Origin of the sequence: Paenarthrobacter nitroguajacolicus (assembly GCF_007786235.1) — a bacterium.
Classification (GTDB): Bacteria; Actinomycetota; Actinomycetes; order Actinomycetales; family Micrococcaceae; genus Arthrobacter; species Arthrobacter nitroguajacolicus_A.
Genome location: NZ_VNFK01000011.1, coordinates 1 through 19,326, shown reverse-complemented (window position 1 = coordinate 19,326; position 19,326 = coordinate 1). Strand labels below are relative to the sequence as shown.

The 19,326-nt window shown below is 62.4% G+C and carries 17 protein-coding genes and 1 tRNA gene; 5 read left to right on the top strand and 13 right to left on the bottom strand.

The genetic code is table 11. The annotated features are described in order from the left end of the window. Positions 1–45: 45 nt before the first annotated feature. From FQP90_RS14430 to upp, 3 genes are all read right to left on the bottom strand, one after another. On the bottom strand, positions 46–423 hold the full coding sequence (locus FQP90_RS14430; protein WP_144651632.1) for a VOC family protein: 378 nt from the start codon (positions 421–423) through the stop codon (positions 46–48). Positions 424–968: 545 nt separating this feature from the next. Further along, positions 969–1,757: a hypothetical protein gene (locus FQP90_RS23335; protein WP_167510498.1), complete on the bottom strand. Its 789-nt coding sequence runs from the start codon at positions 1,755–1,757 to the stop codon at positions 969–971. 526 nt (positions 1,758–2,283) lie between these two features. Beyond that, complete coding sequence (upp, locus tag FQP90_RS14415; protein WP_018777973.1) at positions 2,284–2,919, bottom strand: uracil phosphoribosyltransferase; 636 nt, start codon at positions 2,917–2,919, stop codon at positions 2,284–2,286. Between the two features lie 22 nt (positions 2,920–2,941). Between upp and FQP90_RS14410 the strand changes: the two genes are divergently transcribed. Then, positions 2,942–3,499, top strand: coding sequence for a nucleoside deaminase (locus FQP90_RS14410; protein WP_144651629.1), 558 nt, complete (start codon positions 2,942–2,944; stop codon positions 3,497–3,499). A 24-nt stretch (positions 3,500–3,523) separates the two neighbouring features. Next, a complete protein-coding gene (locus FQP90_RS14405; RefSeq protein WP_144651627.1) occupies positions 3,524–3,904 on the top strand; it encodes a VOC family protein in 381 nt (126 codons plus the stop codon). 7 nt (positions 3,905–3,911) lie between these two features. On the opposite strand, the gene FQP90_RS14400 is transcribed toward FQP90_RS14405, so the two are convergent. The 4 genes from FQP90_RS14400 to FQP90_RS14385 are packed head-to-tail and all read right to left on the bottom strand — an operon-like array spanning position 3,912 to position 7,545. Beyond that, complete coding sequence (locus FQP90_RS14400; protein ID WP_144651625.1) at positions 3,912–5,126, bottom strand: DNA glycosylase AlkZ-like family protein; 1,215 nt, start codon at positions 5,124–5,126, stop codon at positions 3,912–3,914. A 22-nt stretch (positions 5,127–5,148) separates the two neighbouring features. Beyond that, on the bottom strand, positions 5,149–6,141 hold the full coding sequence (locus FQP90_RS14395; protein WP_208760013.1) for a glycosyltransferase family 4 protein: 993 nt from the start codon (positions 6,139–6,141) through the stop codon (positions 5,149–5,151). Then, complete coding sequence (locus FQP90_RS14390) at positions 6,142–6,540, bottom strand: 6-pyruvoyl trahydropterin synthase family protein (protein WP_144651623.1); 399 nt, start codon at positions 6,538–6,540, stop codon at positions 6,142–6,144. Between the two features lie 3 nt (positions 6,541–6,543). Next, positions 6,544–7,545: a zinc-dependent alcohol dehydrogenase gene (locus FQP90_RS14385; RefSeq protein WP_144651621.1), complete on the bottom strand. Its 1,002-nt coding sequence runs from the start codon at positions 7,543–7,545 to the stop codon at positions 6,544–6,546. A gap of 137 nt (positions 7,546–7,682) precedes the next feature. Here FQP90_RS14385 and FQP90_RS14380 point away from each other — a divergent pair. The 3 genes from FQP90_RS14380 (at position 7,683) to FQP90_RS14370 (ending at position 10,689) form a co-directional block, all read left to right on the top strand. Beyond that, positions 7,683–7,772 (top strand) — tRNA-Ser (locus tag FQP90_RS14380). 284 nt (positions 7,773–8,056) lie between these two features. Beyond that, a complete protein-coding gene (locus FQP90_RS14375; RefSeq protein ID WP_144651619.1) occupies positions 8,057–10,117 on the top strand; it encodes an alpha/beta hydrolase in 2,061 nt (686 codons plus the stop codon). Further along, complete coding sequence (locus FQP90_RS14370; RefSeq protein ID WP_144651617.1) at positions 10,117–10,689, top strand: hypothetical protein; 573 nt, start codon at positions 10,117–10,119, stop codon at positions 10,687–10,689. The genes FQP90_RS14375 and FQP90_RS14370 overlap by 1 nt, the downstream gene beginning before the upstream one ends. Positions 10,690–10,945: 256 nt before the next feature. Here FQP90_RS14370 and FQP90_RS14365 read toward each other — a convergent pair whose 3' ends face one another. The 6 genes from FQP90_RS14365 to FQP90_RS14340 all read right to left on the bottom strand — a co-directional run bounded on the left by FQP90_RS14365 (position 10,946) and on the right by FQP90_RS14340 (position 19,243). Continuing rightward, positions 10,946–11,443 (bottom strand): hypothetical protein, encoded by a 498-nt coding sequence (locus FQP90_RS14365; RefSeq protein ID WP_144651616.1) that lies wholly within the window; start codon positions 11,441–11,443, stop codon positions 10,946–10,948. 91 nt (positions 11,444–11,534) lie between these two features. Continuing rightward, on the bottom strand, positions 11,535–11,798 hold the full coding sequence (locus FQP90_RS14360) for a hypothetical protein (RefSeq protein ID WP_144651614.1): 264 nt from the start codon (positions 11,796–11,798) through the stop codon (positions 11,535–11,537). After that, on the bottom strand, positions 11,785–12,069 hold the full coding sequence (locus tag FQP90_RS23880) for an alpha/beta hydrolase (RefSeq protein ID WP_144651833.1): 285 nt from the start codon (positions 12,067–12,069) through the stop codon (positions 11,785–11,787). The genes FQP90_RS14360 and FQP90_RS23880 overlap by 14 nt, the downstream gene beginning before the upstream one ends. Positions 12,070–12,200: 131 nt before the next feature. Further along, complete coding sequence (locus FQP90_RS14350) at positions 12,201–12,761, bottom strand: DUF805 domain-containing protein (protein ID WP_144651612.1); 561 nt, start codon at positions 12,759–12,761, stop codon at positions 12,201–12,203. A gap of 659 nt (positions 12,762–13,420) precedes the next feature. Continuing rightward, on the bottom strand, positions 13,421–13,801 hold the full coding sequence (locus FQP90_RS14345) for a hypothetical protein (protein WP_144651610.1): 381 nt from the start codon (positions 13,799–13,801) through the stop codon (positions 13,421–13,423). After that, entirely contained in the window at positions 13,802–19,243 is a 5,442-nt protein-coding gene (locus FQP90_RS14340) for a DUF6531 domain-containing protein (RefSeq protein ID WP_144651608.1), read from the bottom strand. It lies immediately after the preceding gene. Positions 19,244–19,326 lie beyond the last annotated feature (83 nt).

The window sequence follows — 19,326 nt, the reverse complement described above, 5'->3', positions numbered from 1 at the left end:
CGCGTACGGGGAAGGGGCCCACTGTTACTTAGCCGTTGGGCCTACTTAGCCGTTGGGCCGCTGCGGGAGGTACTGCAAGGCCCATTTGTTGCCGTCGGGGTCCGCGAAATAGACGAAATGACCCCAGTCCTGGACATCGACATCGCTGACGTCCACGCCGTTGGCCTTGAGTTGCTCGTGCGCCTTGTTGATGTCTGCCACCACCACTTGCAGGCTGGGCGCCGTTCCCGGAGGGGCATCACTGAGCCCCTCGCCAATGGCGATGGAACACGCCGAACCCGGAGGGGTCAACTGCACAAAGCGGATGCCGTCCATGGGACGCTCATCGAAATCGGCGTTGAAACCGACCTTGTTGACGTAGAAGTCCTTCGCGCGGTCGACGTCGGACACAGGGACAAATACCAGTTCAAGTTTCCAGTCCATGCGCCACAGGCTAACGGGGTCGTCGGGAAACCGGTAGGGGTGTTTGACTTCGATAGCCTAAGCCGTCCTCTGCGGTCTCCCTTTCCTGAATACGAGGGTCATGAGGGAAGTGCAAGCCAGGGCCCCTATGCCGCTGATAACAAGAAACTCGACCAAAGGCGAATGCAAGGCAGTGTCATCAGTGAACGCACGGACGTGCGAAATGGCGAATCCCATGGCTGCGTCTGGAAAAACCAACAGGGCGGCCGGGGTGCCGTAACAATACAGTGCGCGAGACACTGGTTGGATCGCTCCGATGGCGCCCGGTTTTCGTACCAGAAACCAACAAACCGCAGCAGAGACCCCTGTCCACAAGAGGAACCACAAGATGTTGCCTAGGTTGGAGCCGGCCTCAAATGCCCGATAAGACTCGAAGATGCCGAGACCGGAATACTGCGCGGACGTAACATAAACGGCGAAGGATCCGAGTGCCCACGGAACCAAGGCAGCTCCCAGCAGGACCCACTTACGCACGGCATGTCTCGGCATCGTCGAGTCCTCTCTGGCTACCAGTTACAGGTCTGGGACACGGGCCACATTCCAATCCGACTGCGCCAATTTGGATTTGAGTAACGCTCGTACTCTAAGTCGAAGGTTCCCCATTCTGCCAAGCCCCCGAGGACGTGGCATTCCCACTGCTGCCGCATCGAGGGTGTAAACATCCACCATGAATGCTTTGACTGCAGGAGAGACCACCCGGAGCTCAAGAATTGCCCGGCGTTGAAGATCGCGTCGTACCTTCCCCAACCCGAGAGTTCCATGGAAAGCTGATTCATGCCGTAGTAGCTGTTCCAACGCCATTCTGACCAAGTAAACAACTGCCACCATGCGTAGTAGACCTTCGGGTCGGCGACCACCGGGTATGCGAGACCTGGCGTGTTATGTTCCACGACTTGGGTCACAATATTCCCGGACACCTCATAGTGGGTACTCACAGCGGTGCCATTCGCATCAACTGCCCAAGCTGGATGGATCATTCCCTGTTCCGACCCGTCAAGACCCTTGATTGAAATAGCACCGCCGTCAGCCAGCTCAAGGACAACCCCCTCATCGGCATCGATTTTGTAGTCGTACCGTGTGGGCGCTTGCGGGCCATTTATGACCGTCAAAGCCCGAACGGCACCATCTTCAAGCGTTTGAATTCCAACATCAGTCTGTCTGGTTGGGTCCGCAAAGACGGTTGTACCATCCCCGGCCACCGCCGCATCATCAGCCTGACCGCTCGTCGGCAGTTCCAATGAGAGTTGTAATCCGTCCGAGCCTCCGTCCAGCAATGCAGTGGCATCGCCCCCCATCCTTTGAAACTTCTACGGTCGATTCCTTGACATTGGTTGTTACCGAATCGGACGACTCTATGTCGGGTTGCACGGCCACAGCCGAGTCTTGGCCCGCGGAGACCACTGCCTCCTGAATGACGGCGGCCGCCGTCTCAGCAGTTTCCTTACCGGATTCATCATGCTCACTGGCTTGCGCAGCCGCTGGCACCACAAGGGAAATGGCGATGGCCGAAGCACAAGCGAGCGCAGCGAATTGTTTCAATCTCATTCGTCCCCCATCACAATGCGGAGCGGAGGGTCCGCCCACTAGGGAAGTGAGCCAAGGGCACGAATCGTGACGGGAACCACAACGGGGAAGACTTAGTCCGTTATGAGCAGACATGAGTCAAGGAATCCGAATGACGACGGGTACTGCCGGCACTTCACGTCACTGCACCGCGTGAAGCGGCAAGCAAGCAACCTTCCGGCAAGGCGGCATGTGAGCCTACCGCAGTTGCGATAAGCGCACCAAGGCTTGAGAATGAGAAACCGGACCGTGAATGCCTTAACCAGCCACGCCGTAGAGGCGGTCGCCGGCGTCGCCCAGGCCGGGCACGATGTAGGACTTTTCGTTGAGTTTCTCGTCGATCGAGGCCAGGACGATCTTCACGTTGGCGTCAGACAGCTCTTCTTCCAGCTTGGACAGGCCTTCGGGGGCTGCGAGGAGGCAGATGCAGGTTACGTCGGAGGCGCCGCGCTTGAAGAGGAATTTGATGGCCTCGCGCAGGGTGCCGCCGGTGGCGAGCATGGGATCCAGGACAAAGATCTGCCTGCCTGTGAGGTCCTCGGGGAGGCGCTCGGCGTAGGTGATGATGTCCAGCGTCTCTTCGTCGCGGGCCATGCCCAGGAAGCCGACCTCGGCCGTGGGAACCAGCTTGGTCATGCCCTCCAGCATGCCCAGCCCTGCGCGCAGGATGGGGACCACCAGCGGCGTGGGCTTCGTGAAAGCCGTGCCGATGGTCTTGGTGACGGGGGTCTCGATCTCTACTGGCTGGACCTTGACCTCGCGGGTGGCTTCATAAGCCAGCAAGGTGACCAGTTCTTCAGTGAGTTGCCGGAAGACCGGTGAGGGGGTGTTCTTGTCCCGCAGAACGGTGAGCTTGTGAGCGACCAGCGGGTGGTCCACGACGAGTGTGCGCATCCCCCAAAACTATCATTGAGACATGAGCGCCACCGAGCCGTATCACGCAGAACACCTGGCCTGGATGGGCCTTGCCCTGGACGAAGCCCGGTTGGCGTTGAAAACCGACGACGTCCCGATCGGCGCCGTGGTGCTGGGGCCCGACGGCGTCGTGCTGGGTTCCGGACGCAACGAACGGGAGGCGCACGGTGACCCGACCGCCCATGCCGAGGTGGTGGCGATCCGCCAGGCGGCCGCCGCGCTGCAACGGCACGCGCTTGAATTGGGCGAAGGCGGCGACGGTTGGCGGCTCGAGGACTGCACCCTGGTGGTCACCCTGGAGCCGTGCGCCATGTGTGCCGGGGCCATTGTCCTGGCCCGTATTCCCCGCGTCGTTTTCGGCGCGTGGGACGAGAAAGCAGGAGCAGCAGGATCCGTGTTCGATATCCTCCGCGAGCGCCGCCTCAATCACTGGGTAGAGGTCTACGCCGGGGTCCGGGAAGACGAGTGTTCAGCGCTCCTCAAGGACTTCTTCGCCTCACATCGCGCTCCGGCAGGACACGCTCCGGCGGAACACGCTGTAGAGCACCGCCCATCCTGATCCCTTCCTTCACGGGAGCAAGCCATGACAGTTTCGTTCAATCACACCATCGTCTACGCCACGGACAAGCAGCGATCCGCAGAGTTCCTTGCCCGGATCTTCGGTCTCCCGGCACCGAAGCCCATGTGGTCCTTCGTCACGGTGTCCTTCGAGAACGGCGTGACACTGGATTTCCTGGGCGCGGACGGGGACATCACACCGCAGCACTACGCCTTCCTGGTCAGTGAAGAAGAGTTCGACCAGATCTTCCTCAGGATCACCGCAGAACACGTGCCCTACTGGGCCGACCCTGCACGTTCCCGCGGGCAACAGATCAACCACAACGACGGCGGCCGCGGCATCTATTTCACGGACCCCGACGGACATTTCCTGGAGGCGATCACCCGGCCGTACGGTTCGGGCTGATCGTGCCCTACCGCCCTGCCGCCGCGTCCAACGCGTCGATCCGCACCTGACGTGATGCCGGGGAGTCCAGGCTGAACGAACGGAAATCGCCGAGTTCATCGCGGATCCAGGCCTCCACCTCGGCGATCCGTTGGCTCACAGCCGCAGTGGGAGCGTCAAAAGTCCACGCCGCGATCCGTTCCTGACCGGGATCGTATTGCCATAGTCCGATGATCCGCCCACGATCCAGGATGGGGTGGTCCGGCAGGTCGGCCTGAAGTGCCAGCGTGGTGTCCAGGACCTTCTTTCCCTTGTCCCCATCAGCGAACATGTCCCCCGAATTGCGCCTGTGGAGGACCAATGAGTCTGTGCCTGCCAACAGCTGGATTTGTTCGTCACCCGGCTCTTCGAAGTCCGCCAAACGCTCGACGTCGGAAGGCAGCATCCAGAGCACATCTCCACTGGCTGTGGTCACCTCCATGGCACCAATGGAGGCGAGCGCTGCCTTGCTCTGGGCCACCGTAAAGGCAGTGAACCACTGGGTCTGCTTGAACGTCGCTCCCCCGGTCCAGCGCAAGTACCGTTCCAGCAGCAGGCGGCGGGCGCCGTCGTCGTCAAGATCGCTGGGCGGAAGGTCCCAAGCGGTGTACGCATAGCGCTGCTGATCGAGGCGGCCGTTGACGGGGACGCGGCGGATACGGCCATCCGCCTGAAGGAGACCCAACGCCGTGGGAAGCGTGGTGGAGGCGCCCTTCTTCTTGCCCTCCTCGCCCAGGCTGCGGACCGAATCGCCCAGCACGTCCCGGAGTTGCTTGGGGTCCATGGGGCTGCTGGCTTCCTTGAGGGCGTGCTCCACCTCGTCCTCAAGGAGGGTGATTTCGCCGCGTTCGACACCGAGCCTTGCCAAGACTTTGAAAGGGGCAATCGCTGCGTCGCGACCGATCTGGAGGGCCCATGCGTAGTCGGCCTGGCCCAGGACGTAGGTGCAACCTCGGGCAGTCGGGAGTTCGTGGATTCTGAGCGCCCTGACGTCCTTGTCAGCTTGTTCGCGACTGGTTCCTGCCCTGGCGAACAGCGTCAGGTACGGGTTGGCGCCGCCTACGGATCGGGCCCAACCGGCGTGGTCCAAGACTTCCTCTGAGGTTTTGCCTTGGAGCGAACCGTCCAGGCCCTGCTTGTGCCAGGCCCAGGCCCGGAGCCGTTCAGGGGTCAGGGTGTCTGCGGCAGGCGCGATGCTGGTCATGGCCCCATTCTGCACCCGGTTATTAGGGCGAAGCTGTCACGGCTTTCAAAACAATCGCAGCAGTGTTGTCCCAGCCCGAAAGGTTGTCGCGGGCCCGGATGGCGTTTTCATGCCAGGACCCTTGGATTTCGACGTCCGTCAGCCAGCTCCGGAGGGTGTCCGCGAGAGCTTCCCGGATATCCCACACCGCGCCCGCCCCGGTACCGCCCAGCGCCTCCACTGCACCTGTCCCTTGCCGGACAAGGACCGGGACGCCATGTGCCAACGATTCGGTCACCACCATCCCAAAGGACTCGGAGTGCGAAAGCAGGACGCTGAGGTCGGCTTGGTGCCACTGCTCTTCGAGTGAGGTGCCGGTCAGCTCGCCGGTGACACGGATGCGGTTTTGCAGCGCGTGATGTTCGACGGCGGCCCTCACCTCGGCCGCGTACGCCGGGTCAGCTTCCTCCGAACCGATGAGCGCTGCGGTCCAGGGCAGGTCCTTTATCTGGCTCAGGGCCTCTACCAAGTGTGCTTGGTCCTTGTTGGGCAGCAACGCCGCGACAGCAACGATGTGCTTGGGCTGTGAACCCGCGCTGAGGTCTGCTGGTTCGGCGCCGGGGGTGGCCACCGCTATGTCCAGGGAGCCGTGTTTAGCCTGCAATTCAGCGGCGGAGTGGACGCTCGGGCAGATAATCCCGGTCGCGGCCGCCAACGCCTTCGACTCAAGGTCACCGTGCTCCGCCAATGCCATGTGCGAGAGGATCCAGACCTTGGTTCCGGCCTTCACCGCGCCGGCGATCTCCTCCGGAGCCCCACTCGCTACCAGGCCGTCGGCAATCACGGTGGTGCCGCCGTCGAGCGCTTGCGCGAACCGCTGCCGGTCCGCCGGGCTGCCAACCGGCCAGTCGCCGTCGACGGTTACCGTCTCAACGGTGGCGCCGAGGGCCGTCAGGTGCTCGGCGAGTTTGGCGTTGTATTTGTTGCCGCCGGAGCCGTGCCTGACGTTCCCCGGAACCAGGAAGCGGATGTGCACTTACTTGGCCGGAAGCTCCAGCGAGTAGCCGGCCCAGGCGTCGGGGTTCTCGCGGAGGACGACATCGATGCCAGCGAGCGCGGGCCCGTCTTCGGTGTCCTGGATCCGGGTGGCCATGGCGTCTGCGATGTGCTTTGCGAGTGCCTCGGTGGTGGAAAGTTTGCCCTTGAACGCGGGGTGTTCGTCCAGGTTCTTGTAGTTCAGGTCTTCAAGGATTTCTTCGAGAATGCCGCCTGCTGCGCCGATGTCCAGGACGATTGCGTCGTCGTTGAGATCCGGCCGACGGAAGCTGACTTCGGCAACGAACGTGGCCCCGTGGAGACCCTGGGCTGGGCCGAACGCCTCACGGGGAAGGCTGTGGGCGATCATGAAGTGGCGTCGGACGGTCAGGCTGAACATGTATTAATCCTCCGAGTTTGGGTATGCGACCACGTGGCAGAAGCCGCCGGGCTGTTCGAACAACGTGATGAGCGTGGTGGGCAGGTTCTGGAACTGGCATTCGCTGGTCAGGAAAGTGTCGAACAGCGGGTCTTTGAGCTGGTTCGCTGCTTCCTGCAGGCGCTGGGCGTTGGTTCGACGGTGCCTTCTTGGAAGGGCAACGGCGCCCACCTGGCTGGAGCGGATGTTCAGCCGGCGGGCGTGGAAGTCCTCGCCGAGTGGGAGCGTGACTTCCTTGTCCGCGAACCAAGAGAGCTCGATGACGTCCGAATCGTCGCCGGCCAGTTGCAGGCTCAGCTTGAGTCCGTCGTTGGACGCGGAGCAATGGAAGACGATGTCGTTGTCGCTTTTCGCGTCTTCAGGCTCGGCGAATTCGATGCTGAGCATTTCGGCGAGGTTGCGCTTCTCCGGGTCCGCATCCACCAGTTGCAGGCGGCCCAGCGGATACTTCCGCAGGAGCGTCGCCAGGACGCCACCCACCAAGCCACCACCGACGACGGCGACCCGGTCTCCCAGCCTCGGTCCGGCTTCCCAAAGGGCATTGATGGCGACTTCGACGATGCCGGTCAGTACGGCGCGGCGGGCCGGGACGTCCGCGGGGATAGCCGTGAGCTGGCTGGTGGGAACGATGTAAAAGTCCTGGTGCGGGTGGAGGCTGAAGACAGTCTTTCCCCGCCATTCCTCCGGGCCCTCTTCGACGGTGCCAACGCTCAGGTACCCGTACTTCACCGGGCCGGGGAAGTCGCCTTCCTGGTGCGGGGCCTGCATCAGGTCAGCCACGCGTTCCGGGACACGGCCTTCGTGGACCACTCGCTCCGTGCCCCGGCTGACGCCTGAGTACAGGGTCCTGACGAGGGCTTCTCCGGGGCCGGGAGCTTCGATGGTTTCGCGGCGCAGCTCGCCGTTGCCGGTCTCGGTAACCCAGTAGGCCTGGGCTTGGTGTTCTTGCGCGCGCGGAATAGTCATGGTGCTTACGAATCTATCGTTGGGGCGCCGCGGACGGAAGTTGGCTGTGTTAACGGGGCGTTCAGCAACACGCTTCGGGCGCCCGGCGCCGGCCCGTTTTGGGGAACAGGCCCCAACTCCGGTACCCTATTTCAGTTGGTGACGTGTCCGAGCGGCCGAAGGTGCAACACTCGAAATGTTGTTTGGTGTAAAAGCCAACGTGGGTTCAAATCCCACCGTCACCGCCAATGCGAAAGGCCCTGCTTCCCTTGTAAACAAAGGGAAGCAGGGCCTTTTCTTCATGTCCCGGGTCCTGTCCAGCAGTAACGCAGCGGTAACAGAATTTTGCGGCCCTTCACGTCATCAGGCTTCAGAGTTGGGTTCGTCTCTGAAAAACGACTCAGAAGGGCCCAGCGGTCTGCGCTTGGGCGGAAAATCGTAGGAGACATGACCAAGACATTCGGTCGCCCCCCAACCGCGCAAAAGCGGTTATGCTAATCGTTGGATTTATTGTTCTGGTTTGGGGGCAGGCGTGGGGATTGCTTTTGACGACGGCGCAGCCGACGCGCTGATCAGCGCTGCTGACGCGGCTGAGCAGGTTCTTCGGGCCGAAGGCAGCTTCCTGTACGGGGCCGTGGAGCAGGCAGTGCAGGACTTCAAGGGCGGCTACGCGCGCTTGTTCGAGGACGCCTGCGGCATCAGGTCCGATGATCGCGGCAAGCTCTCAGGTGTCCTCGCGGTTCTGGCCGAGGACATCGGCGAGGCCAAGCACAGGGCCCAGCAAGAGAAAGCCCGGCAAAAGAACATGGACGCCTGGCAGCAACGCGACAATATCCGCAAACAGCAATTGCTCTCCGGTGACATCGCGGAAGCATCCGCGACAGTCGCAACCATGATCCTTGACCCGATGCCCGAGAGCACACCGGTCCCTCCACCGGCTGTTTCAGCGGTGTTTTCTCCGCGGAACCGGCCCCGGTTCGTCGGCGGGCCAGGGACCGGAACCACCTCAGCTGACCCAGGCAAACTGCGCGGCTTCGCGTCAGTGTCCCGGACCGCCACGAACACCCTGAACTCACACTTCAGCAGCGTCAAAAACGCCTGGAGCGCATTCACAGCATCGTGCTCCTGGGTGAACATCGAGGCTGAGTCTTTTCTTGCTGGTTTTGAGCGGCTCCTCTCCGCGAACGCAGCAGATGCCGATTGGATAGAGCAGGTCGCCACCGCATTCGAAACAGCAGGGGCCGGCGCCGTAGCCGACAGCATGCTCAACGCGCTTTTCATCCAGTACGCAGCACCAAACCAAGTCGGCTTGAACGACATCGTGGGCCTGAACGCCGCGCAACTGACAACCTGGCTCGCCGTACCTACAAACAAAGCACGACTCCAGGGACTCCTGCAGAACCAGGAATACAACCCTGCCGTGACCGCAGCATGGTGGACCAGCCTCGGCCACACAGTAGATGCCGGCACCGGCAAAGTTACCGTCGGCGAAACCCAGCAACTCCTCATCAATACGTTCCCGGCGATCATCGGAAATCTTCAAGGGGTTTCCTACACTGCAAGAAATCAGGCCAACCAACTGGTACTGACGCAGATGCTGAAAGAATTCGACGTCTACGTGCGCGAGACAGCCAAGGGAACTCGCCCGACTCCACCCGCATGGCTGAATACGCCGGGATACCTCGACCGCCTCAGAGGAGTCAAGAGTGCGATGGAGCCCGGCCGCAGTGGAATTGAGAAGCAACTGATCAGCCTCAATCTGGATCAGCCCGGCGCTGCCATCAGTGTGGGAGATCTCGACGCAGCCAAAGTCACCACTTACCAAGTCCCGGGAGTCGACACGAAGGTGGCAACGAGCATGCCGGATCTAGTCCGGGCCGCCGATGGCCAATACGGGGAGCAATACCGCATTGCCGAGCTGAGTTCGACCACGGCAGGAAACCCTCCGCGGTTGGCAGTGGTGGGATGGCTAGCTTTCGAACCGGCCCCGGCGGCTGGTGTCTTCGACGATGGCAATGCCCGGACAGGCGGGTCGTTCCTGAGCAAGGACATCAACACTCTCGCGGCCGTTCAGAACAGTTTGGGAAACACAGCCAGCAACAACATCTCAGCTCTGTCTTACGGAACGCTGACGGCCCAGGCCGCGGCCGTTGAAGGTGTGGCCGTAGACAGCGTCAACCTCAATGCTGATATCGGCGTACTGAAGGGTGTAGCAGGCGTGCAGGACTTCCATTTGAACCCGGGCGCCGACGTGTACCAAACCAAATTCACCGTGGACAATATCTCCGAAATTGGAAATGCGAGCAGGCAACGTATTCAGGGCTTCCACACCCAGACGTTTCAGGCTCCTCCAGGTGGACCATCGTTCACGGTGCCCATACCCGGGTACGGAGCGACACAGCTTGGAGCAGACGGAACCGGAACAACCGGCGAAGCGTCAGCATTACCAACCGAAAACCACGGCTGGCTCCAGGCAGAAGGCAAACTTGGATACGCTTCCGTAGGCACCGAGTCCAGCCTTAATCAAGCGAATGTCTCGCTCGGCCTAACAGATAGACTGACCAACTCTGGGAAGCCTGTGGTGCCTCACTAATGAAGGAGACACAATTGCTGAACCGACAAAGACTAACGGCAACTGTTTTCACCGCCGTCATGGTCCTTCTGCTCGTATCCGGATGCTTCTCCACACCACAGAGCAATGGTGAAACGGCAAACCCCTCACCCTCAGAATCGACTTCAACGAGCAATCTTCCCAGCAGCGGAGCAGGAACAACGATGACGCCAGAAGCAGCCAGTAGCGAATTATTCGGACTCCTCGACGAGATCCAAGCGATGGCACCGGGCGATTGGACCAATAAGGATGTTCCGGCAGGTGGCTACTGCAACTTCCAGGGAACTGGAAGCGGCAAAGAATTCGGCGGATCCAGGACCAGAGGCCCCCTTAGTGTCACGGACCGCGAGGTGCTCAGGCAAAAAGTCGAGGAATTCTACAAGTCCCGCGGGTACGATGTGAAGGTCTTTGATCAATCAACGGCCACGAACAAGCTCATCATAACCAACGGCTTCGGGCCCGATGGACTGGTTCTCCAGGTTTATACCGGCGATCTCGGCACTACTGTCGCTGGCAATAGCCGCTGCGTTCCTGATCCGCAGGGCAAGGGATAGTCCCGCCGTTTGCCGGTGCGCGGACCATGGGACTGTGTGCCTCGCCGAACGAGAGATCCTTAGGCAAAGGTCAAGAGTTCCAATACACCGGTGGCCTCGGCACTTTAATCGGTGGCAGCAGCCGCTGCGTTCAGGACCCGCAAGGCAGACTGGTTGGTTGGGTGATGATGCTGGCAGGCGTGCGCTCTCCACAGCGTTATCTTTCATCCAAGATTAGGGACCGGCAGCCAGGGTTCGAGGCGGTTGACTCGTGAAGTTATTGTGGCGGGTCTTTCCGAACGACTAGGCCTTCGTCCCCGGGGAGTACTTTGCCCTGATCCCGCTCGGCCTGATCCTCAACGTTGAGCTCCCAAGCGTCTCCCGGCGAGCAGGGGGCAGTGGCACCAACGCTGTACGACTTGTCGGATGCATCAGTATCGAACTCAGCCCGAAGTACGGGACCGCCCTCTGCGAAGACGGTCGGGTGTGTCGTTGGGTTCACGGTGCGTACGGTCATGCCCAGGGATTTCCAATACTCGGCTACGCGTTTGGCGTCTTCAACATGGTTAGTTCCTTGGGGTGCCCAGCGGTCGTAACCATAGCTGGCGCCCTCCTCGCCCGACCCTAGGGAGCACTCCTGCGCCCCCGCGACGCCGTTGCGGGGCCACCAACCGGTGACTTCGAGCTGCTTGGTCGTGTTGATGACGAGTTCGACCGCCCGGTCCCGTCCTTCTCTGGCACTGATGGTCTTTTCCGGCGTCGCCTTGTCTGACATTGTCGTGCTTGGTTCCTTCTCAGCGCATGCGGTTATTGTCATTCCCATCATGAGCACGGCCGTCGCGGCCGTGAGAATTCTTATATGCGTCTTAACCGCTGGCATTCGACATTCCTTCCAGTAGGGCCTTTTGCAGATCAGTCGGCCCTAACGGGACATGCGGGGTGATCTTCTCGGTTTCTCCCCTGATTGCCCAGGCTACGTTTTTTAGAGACTCTGTTCGCTCGTCAAAGTAGCCGGCCTGTTCGCCGCCATCAGGCATGAGACCGTTGCGGTCGGTCACGGCCCGCCCGGCGTCGCCGCCGGTATCAGTGCCGAAGACGTGGGAACCAAACTCAGGTTTAATCGGGTTCACGTGGTGGACACGGCTCCCGGCCAGTCCAGGCCCGCTGGTCCCCGCTTTCGGTTTCGCCGGGTATCTTGTCGCGCGCATGACCGGGGTATACGTGTCCTGCGTTGAGGTCAGCGGCGGTATGGACGTTATCGGGCAGCCCTGCCGAGCCGAGCGTGACGAAGTTATCCACCTTGATACCCGGCTGCGTCAGGGCCACCGCGGCAGTGGTACTCCCGTACGAGTGAGCCACAATATTGAGTTGCGGCGCGCCCTCACCGCGGACTGCAGACAGCGATCTCCCGGCCCATCAGATGGCCGACACAGGGACGCTTACCAGAGCGAGGCCCTGCCACGGGGCGGGCAACAAGAGGAGCAGCCCCACTTCCAGCACGATCAACACTCCCCCCCTCTGATGCCCGCCCGTCAGCGAGGGTCGAAGCGCCGACCTTCCGCCTTTGTCGGCATCAACGCCAGGACGAAAACAATCAGACCGCCAACGAGTGGAACAAGCCCAACGAGTGCGAGCGGACCTGCCAGATTTGCATCATGCAGTCGGCGCCACAGCAACGACAGCTGAGGCACTAACAGGGCCAGCCCTAGAACAGCGACGAGAACGAATCCAACTACCATCAGACTGCCAGTCGGGGCGTTCACAACCCCAGGAGGGGCCTCATAGAACACTTCTTGCCCGGTGGCCGGATCGAAACCCATGGACTGCACATTAGGGTTCTGCTGAGCCCAGGCAATACTGGCCACGAGCCCGACCGTTGTCACGAGGTACGGGACCACCATCACCAGGAAAACGAAAAGCTGACTCCACCAGAACTCACTCCGCGAGGCGCGACCCGCGAACTTCGCATACTTGGCAAAGAACCGCTTCACCGACTTACCAAACGACGCTCCATATAGAGGACCATCCAGCACGCCCGAACCTGTAATCTCCGCAACGCCTCCGCCTGCAGGATCAACAACCTTCATATCCATCTGTCTTCATGTCCTTCCAGAAATTGTTTACAGAAACCAACAAACAAGTATCTTCCAGACGCAAATGTTCTGCGCCGCAATAATCTTTCATCCGGAGAAGATAATACGAATGAGCAGAACGAATAGACCACTGATCAGAATTGGAAACCCCACGCATTTCCAGAACTGCCCGCGTCCCCAGTTAGACACGTCTTGACCCGAGCTATCGCAACATCCCGTCATTCGTCAGGGCAAGCCTCCCGACCCTCGAAGACTGATGCTCGGCAGTGTTCTACTCACCTAAAATATCCACTTTCATCCAGCACTATCACGGCTAGAAACACCTGAAAGGAAATACACACCAGAATGGTAGCTGGGCCCGAAATACGAGCCAGCGCACGCGCCTCGCCACGAGAACGATGCGTCCCCAATATCCGTTCAGAAATCCAAAACAGGAGTATACCCACTGCGGACAGTAGTAGAAGTAAAAGTGCAGGAATCGACCCGCCGTGATAAGTTATCTCGGCACTTAACGGAGCACTCATGAAAACGAATATGGTAATACCAAGACTCACCAAGATGCCAAATAGACAAATGACATCCAAGTAGCTACTTATCTTTTTTTCCAATCAAATGCTTTCTTCTGGCACTGAACACAAACCACAGTCACCAGCTAAACGCTAACGCTCTTCTCCGGCAGTCAGTGTCAGTCCAACCAATAGACCGAGAGGGCAGCCCGTCCACAGCGCACCGCCCGTCAAGCCAATCACCGGGATAACGCTGGAAAGAGCCGCGAAGGCTAAGCTGCCCAAGATGATGGTGGCACCAAACGACAGCGTGGCGGCGAAGTTGGATTTCCAATACGTTACACATCCAATGCCAATGGCGCTGGCAATAAGGACAATAGTGTTGGCAATCCATACGGATATTCCAAACTCTTCAGTCCTATTTACGCACAGAACCAACATGAGAATTCCCGGTATAACGACCCCGGACCAGTAATACCATTCCGGAGCGGCTCGTTTGCTGGGGATTACCTTTTTTTCGCTTTCATTCATCATTTATTTCGTCCACATTTCATCGGTGTAAAAATTTGCACCGCTTCCTATTAGTCCATTAGCAGTCTCGGTCATCACGGTGCTCTTGGTAAAGTATCCAGCCGGGGAAGGTGTGCTGGGTCCGATAAGATCCCCGTAGCCCTGTGGAATTTTGCCACGAATTGCGGACAAAGTGGAGGTCCCTGTGCCCGCCATGACGGACGACACCCCGGACTTAATCGGGTCGAAGGCTTCACCATTCACACCACTCTTCACGACTTCTCCCGCGAATCCAGCCCCGATATTGATGCCCAATGTCGAACCAAACTGGAGGCCCTTGTTAGCAGCGTGTCCAGCCGCGGGGCTCAGTGCCCCGCTGATGACACCCGTGGCGGCGCCTCCAACTGCGCTACCCAACAGTCCTTGGGCTGTCCAGGGGCCACCGTTCTGAAAGCGTTCACGGACATAATCTACGCTCCCGGCTGCGCCTCCTGATGCACCACTGCCGACCATGTCTTTCAACAAATTTGCGCCGAACCTCCGTGCAATGACGGAGGCATTGCCAGTCGCACGAGTTATCGTCGAAGTCGCGACATTTGAAGCCATACTCCGCGCAGCCTGGCCCGCCACCACTCTTCCAACAACCAGTGAAGCAGACTTAGCAACGATCATTCCCGCGCCACCGCCGACCACACCCATAACACCGCTGCCAATGGCTTGCCCCCAATTGACCTGGCCGGTGGTTGCTTTTTGGATGACGACGTCGGCGCCGAAGCTCATCAATCCCATGCCCGCGAGTTGGCCGCCTGGGACGAACATCAACACGGCCCCGCCCACCACAGCAGCACCACCGACGACGTATTCCCAGTTGTCTCCGAGCCAGTCTCCTGCCGCCGCGAACGCGCCGCGGGAGGAGCCGTCGTAGGCTTTCAGGTCAGCGTCGGTCAGGGGCCGCAGGCCGGTGGGGTCAGTGGTGTTGAGGGGGTCGTTTCCGGCGTAGGCGTAGGGGTTTCCGTCCCAGCCCGCGCCCAGGACGGGGGCGAGGGGGTCGGTGGAGAGGAAGCCCCGGGTGGCCGGGTCGTAGGCCCTGGCGCCGAGCCATTCGAGTCCGGCGATGTCGATCCCGCCACCTGCGGTCAGGGTGATCCCGGCGGGCAACACACCACTCAAACCCGCATCAGCAACTCCAGGGCTGCCCGGGCTGGGGGTGGTGGGGGTGCCGAGGACGGCCCAGGGATCGTGCTGGTCGGTAGGTCGGACGGCACGCCACCCCGGAGCGGTCCACGCGTCGCCGATGCCGGTGACACCGCCGGGCAGGGACAACACCTGGGTGGTGTTGATCCCGGCCAGGGTCGGTACCGGTGCGGCGGTGTCCCACCACAACGGTGTCCCGTCCACGGTGGCGAGTTCCCCGATCGCGTCGACGTGGAGCCGGTGCCGGGATTCCTCTGCCCCGTCCCGATCCTTTTCGATGGTGCCGGTGAGGTAGCCGGTGGGGCCCCAGGCGTATTCGGTCCAGGACCCGCCCGGGTCGATCACCCGGACCCGACGCCCTAACCCGTCATACACGTACTCCGTCCGGGAACCGTCAGGTTCGGTGACAGTAAGGAGCTGGCCTGCGGCGTCGTACGTGTAGGTGCGTGCCCCGTGCGGGGTGGTTTCGCGGAGAAGCCGGCCACCGGCGTCGTACTCCCACTCCACCACCTTGGGGGTGGTTCCTGTTTCTGTGGTGGTGGTGGCGGAGGTCAGTTGCCCGGCGGTGTCGTACGCGTACCGGGTCGTGGCCCCGTTCCGGGCCAGACCGGTGATCCGTCCGCCGTCCTCACGGCCGATCAGGGTCACCTCCGTGGCATCCGGGGTATCGGTGTGGGTGCGGGTGTGCTCTGCAAGGTTCCCTCCCCGGTACACCCATTCCTGGGCATAGCTCCCGGCGGTCGCAGAAACGATCCGCCCGGACGGGTCATACGCGAAGGCCGCGTCCCCCAGCAACGGGTTCGAAACCTTCACAACCCTCCCGGCGGGGTCGCGGGTGTAGGTGGTGGTGGTTCCGGTGGGGTCGGTGAACACGGTGCGGTTCCCGTCGCCGTCGTAACCCCACGACAGTGCCTGCGTCCCGTTCCCGTTGGACTTTCGGGTGAGGAGTCCGCGCCGGTCAAAGCACAGTTCGTGCTCCACCGCGTACCCCGCCCCGCCGGTGTGGTCCGTGATGACCACCCGCCGGCCCGCCGTGTCGCGTTCGATGGCGGCGATCAGGGCACCGTCCACCGAGGCCGACGCTTCCCGACCGGCGGTGTCGTAGCTCCAGGTGGTGGTGTGCCCGTCCGGGTCCGTCTGGGACAACTGCCGCCCCGCCGGGTCATACGTCGCGGTGGTGACCCGCCCGAGCGGGTCCGTGACCGTCTCGACCTGGTCCGTGGCCGTATACGTCCGGGTGGTCACCCCACCGGTGGGGTCCGTGATCCTAGTGAGCCGGCCGCGGGTGTCGTACTCGAACCGGGTCCTGCCCCCGACCCCGTTGATGGTCCCTGTCAGTTCCCCGGCGAGGTTGTATTCAAAGCGGCGGGTCCCGTACCAGGAATCCTGGGCGAAACTCAGCCGCCCGCACCGGTCGTACCCGTACCGGGCCGTCCCCTCCCCCGGAGTATGCCGTGCGGTCAACCGCCCACACGCATCGTAGGCGAACGTCTCGACCTCCCCGGTGGGCAGTCTCCTCGCGGTGAGGCGCTGGTCCGGGTCGTAGGACAATTCCGTGACCGCCCCGACCGGGTCAATACTGCGGAAGGGTCGGCCGCAGTGGTCGTACTCGAACCGGGTCACCGCCCCCGTGGGTGAGGTGATCGAGGTGATCTTCCCGGCAGCATCGCGGCCCAAGACGGTCAACCCGCCCTCACCATCGACCAACTCGACCGGGTTCCCCGCCGCGTCATAAGACACCAGCTCCGCGGACCCATCCGCGGACTCGACCCGGGTGGGGCGGCCGTACTCATCAAAACTCAAAGCCGTGGTGGTAAACGCGTCGGTCAGGGTCGCGGTCCCGTTGATCCGGTCGGTGACCGCTCCGGTCCGGACCCCGGTCGGATCCACGACGGCGGTGAGGGCACCGACTGTGTCGTACTCCCGCACCCAGTCATGCCCGGCAGGGTCCGTCACCGCGATGAGCCTGGAGAGGTTGTCGTGGGTGAACCCCCACGACGCCCCGTCGGGCAACACCGCGGCGGTGAGGTTCCCGAGCTCATCAACCACCCGCTCGATACTGCGCCCGAGCGGGTCCGTGGTGCGGACCAGCTCCCCGTTGGGGGCGTACTCGAACACCGTCCGGCCCCCATCCGGGGCAACCACTGCGGTGGTCCGGCCCGCGGTGTCGTGCTCGAACGCCCACACCGCCCCGTCCGGATCCACCCGACGCACCAACACCCCGGCAGCGTCATAACCGAACCGGGTCTCAGCCCCCGACGGGGTCAACGCCGTCACCGGCCTGCCGGCCTGGTCCCGGACAATCCGGGCGGTATCTCCGGCGGCGTTGGACGTGGCGGTCAGGTCCCCGAACGTGTCGTACTCAAAGCCGATCGTGACCCCTGCAGGGTCGGTGACCTGGGTCAGGAGCCCGTCCCGCCACACCAGCACGGTCCGGCCACCCAACGGATCCACCACCACGGACGGGTCCCGGGACAGGTCATCGGCGTACTCATAAGCCACGACGGCACCGGACGCGGTGACCAGGGTGGTGATGCGGTCGTGGTCGTCCCACCCATACGTCAGGTCCGCGCCCTCCGGGGTCACGGTCCGGATCTTCCGTCCACGGGTGTCATAGCCGTGGACCGTGACAGCACCATCACGCTCGGTCAAAGACACCAAATTCCCGTGCCCGTCATAAGACATGGACTGACGCCGGTCCTCCGCATCCAACACCCCCACCAGGCGGCCCTTGCCATCAGCAACCCACGAATTAGACCGCGACCCGTCCTCATCGGAGACCACCGTGACCCGGCCCGGCAGATACGCGAACCTCGTCCGCCGCCCATGCTGTGTGACCTGCAAAACAACCCGGCCGGCCTCGTCATAGCTGTTCTCGGCCTCCACCACACCCGCAGCCGAAACCACCGAACCGATCAGGCCCCGCTCGTTCCACCGATACACCCGGGTGCCGGTCTCCGTGCCCACCGTAACCAACCGGCCCGTGGCGTCATACCCGTACTCAACCCGGCGCCCATCCGATGAACGAACCACCGCCACCACACCACCGACGTAATCAATCTCCACGAACCGGCCCCGCACATGCACCAACCGGTCAACCGCCCCCGGCCCGCCGCCGTCGACCGCTTCACTGCGGTGGGCCGAGATGGTCCGCCCGGGCCCCGCCCCGGTCCCGAGCCACACCCCGGCGGTGGTGTAAGCCCACCAGGCGCCCTGGTTATCGGTCACGACCAACACCTCAGTGACACCTGTAGGGACCGAGGTCAGCTCCGCCAGGAACGGTTCCGTGGCCGGGTGGCGGGTGAGCCAAAAGTTCTCTCCGACAGCGCGGGCCCAGCCCGCACCCTCACGGGGGAAATCCACCGCCCGCCCATCAGCCATCACCCACCGGCAGCCCTCATCAGTGAGGACCAAGTGCTGATCCAGCACCGACGCCCACCCCGGACCAAACACCCCGTCACCGGCCAGGCCCGAGCCGAGGGAGTTATACATCCGCGTGAGAACCAGGCCCGCGGCCGCCCCGGCGAACCCCAGATCCGTTTCCGGCTCAATGAAGTTACCCGTGGCCGTGTTCACCGGATCATTCGCATACCCACTCGAGGGCACCGCCCCGGCCGCCGTGGGCGGATCAATGACCAGGCCCGTCCGGGTCCCCGACACCCCCGCCGCGGCCAACGCCTCGTTCACCGCCGCGTCCGACAGGGTCGAAACCGCGCCCTCACCACCAGCGGCAGCAAACGCATCCGCGACCACCACCGCCCACGCCGCATCAGCCTCATTCAACCGCAAATACTGCCGGAACGCCGCAACCACACCCGCGGCGTCGATCCGGCCCCACCCGCACCGGTCCGCGAACGAAGACAACTCCCCCTCCAAGGACCCCGGCACCGACGCAACACCCTCATCAAGCCCACGCGAGGACGCCGCGAAACTCCGCAACGACTCCGGACGCGCCGACGACGTCCCGCCCCCATACCCGCCACCCGGGCCCGGAGTCTCCCGCGACCCCGACACCGGGGACTCCGAAGGGAACGACGGCGCGTTCCCCGGCTCCATATTCGGACGCGCCTCCTCACCCCAGAGGCTGTCACCAAACTGCTCAAGCCAGTTCCGGTTGTTATGCCGCCGCACCCACTCGTTGTTCCGCCGACGCCGGTCATCCTCGTCCCGCGCCTCGGAAATCATGGTCCCCACATACCCGGCAACCGTGCGCAGCGCCGCGGCCAGTGACTCCGCGTCCCGGGACGCCGTGGCCGCGTTCGCCGCGAACACCTCCGAAAAATGCCCCCGGAAATCCTCCCGCGCCCCCGACACCAACGGGGCCCGTGACCCCGAATGCTCCTGAACCCGCGACG

Excerpts from the sequence above, each read along its gene's own strand:
- FQP90_RS14345 (WP_144651610.1), bottom strand. The coding sequence starts at position 13,801 with ATGATGAATGAAAGCGAAAAAAAGGTAATCCCCAGCAAACGAGCCGCT.
- FQP90_RS14385 (WP_144651621.1), bottom strand. The coding sequence starts at position 7,545 with ATGACTATTCCGCGCGCGCAAGAACACCAAGCCCAGGCCTACTGGGTT.
- FQP90_RS23335 (WP_167510498.1), bottom strand. The coding sequence starts at position 1,757 with ATGGGGGGCGATGCCACTGCATTGCTGGACGGAGGCTCGGACGGATTA.
- FQP90_RS14400 (WP_144651625.1), bottom strand. The coding sequence starts at position 5,126 with ATGACCAGCATCGCGCCTGCCGCAGACACCCTGACCCCTGAACGGCTC.
- FQP90_RS14350 (WP_144651612.1), bottom strand. The coding sequence starts at position 12,761 with ATGGATATGAAGGTTGTTGATCCTGCAGGCGGAGGCGTTGCGGAGATT.
- FQP90_RS14370 (WP_144651617.1), top strand. The coding sequence starts at position 10,117 with ATGAAGGAGACACAATTGCTGAACCGACAAAGACTAACGGCAACTGTT.
- FQP90_RS14410 (WP_144651629.1), top strand. The coding sequence starts at position 2,942 with ATGAGCGCCACCGAGCCGTATCACGCAGAACACCTGGCCTGGATGGGC.
- FQP90_RS14405 (WP_144651627.1), top strand. The coding sequence starts at position 3,524 with ATGACAGTTTCGTTCAATCACACCATCGTCTACGCCACGGACAAGCAG.
- upp (WP_018777973.1), bottom strand. The coding sequence starts at position 2,919 with ATGCGCACACTCGTCGTGGACCACCCGCTGGTCGCTCACAAGCTCACC.
- FQP90_RS14430 (WP_144651632.1), bottom strand. The coding sequence starts at position 423 with ATGGACTGGAAACTTGAACTGGTATTTGTCCCTGTGTCCGACGTCGAC.
- FQP90_RS14390 (WP_144651623.1), bottom strand. The coding sequence starts at position 6,540 with ATGTTCAGCCTGACCGTCCGACGCCACTTCATGATCGCCCACAGCCTT.
- FQP90_RS14365 (WP_144651616.1), bottom strand. The coding sequence starts at position 11,443 with ATGTCAGACAAGGCGACGCCGGAAAAGACCATCAGTGCCAGAGAAGGA.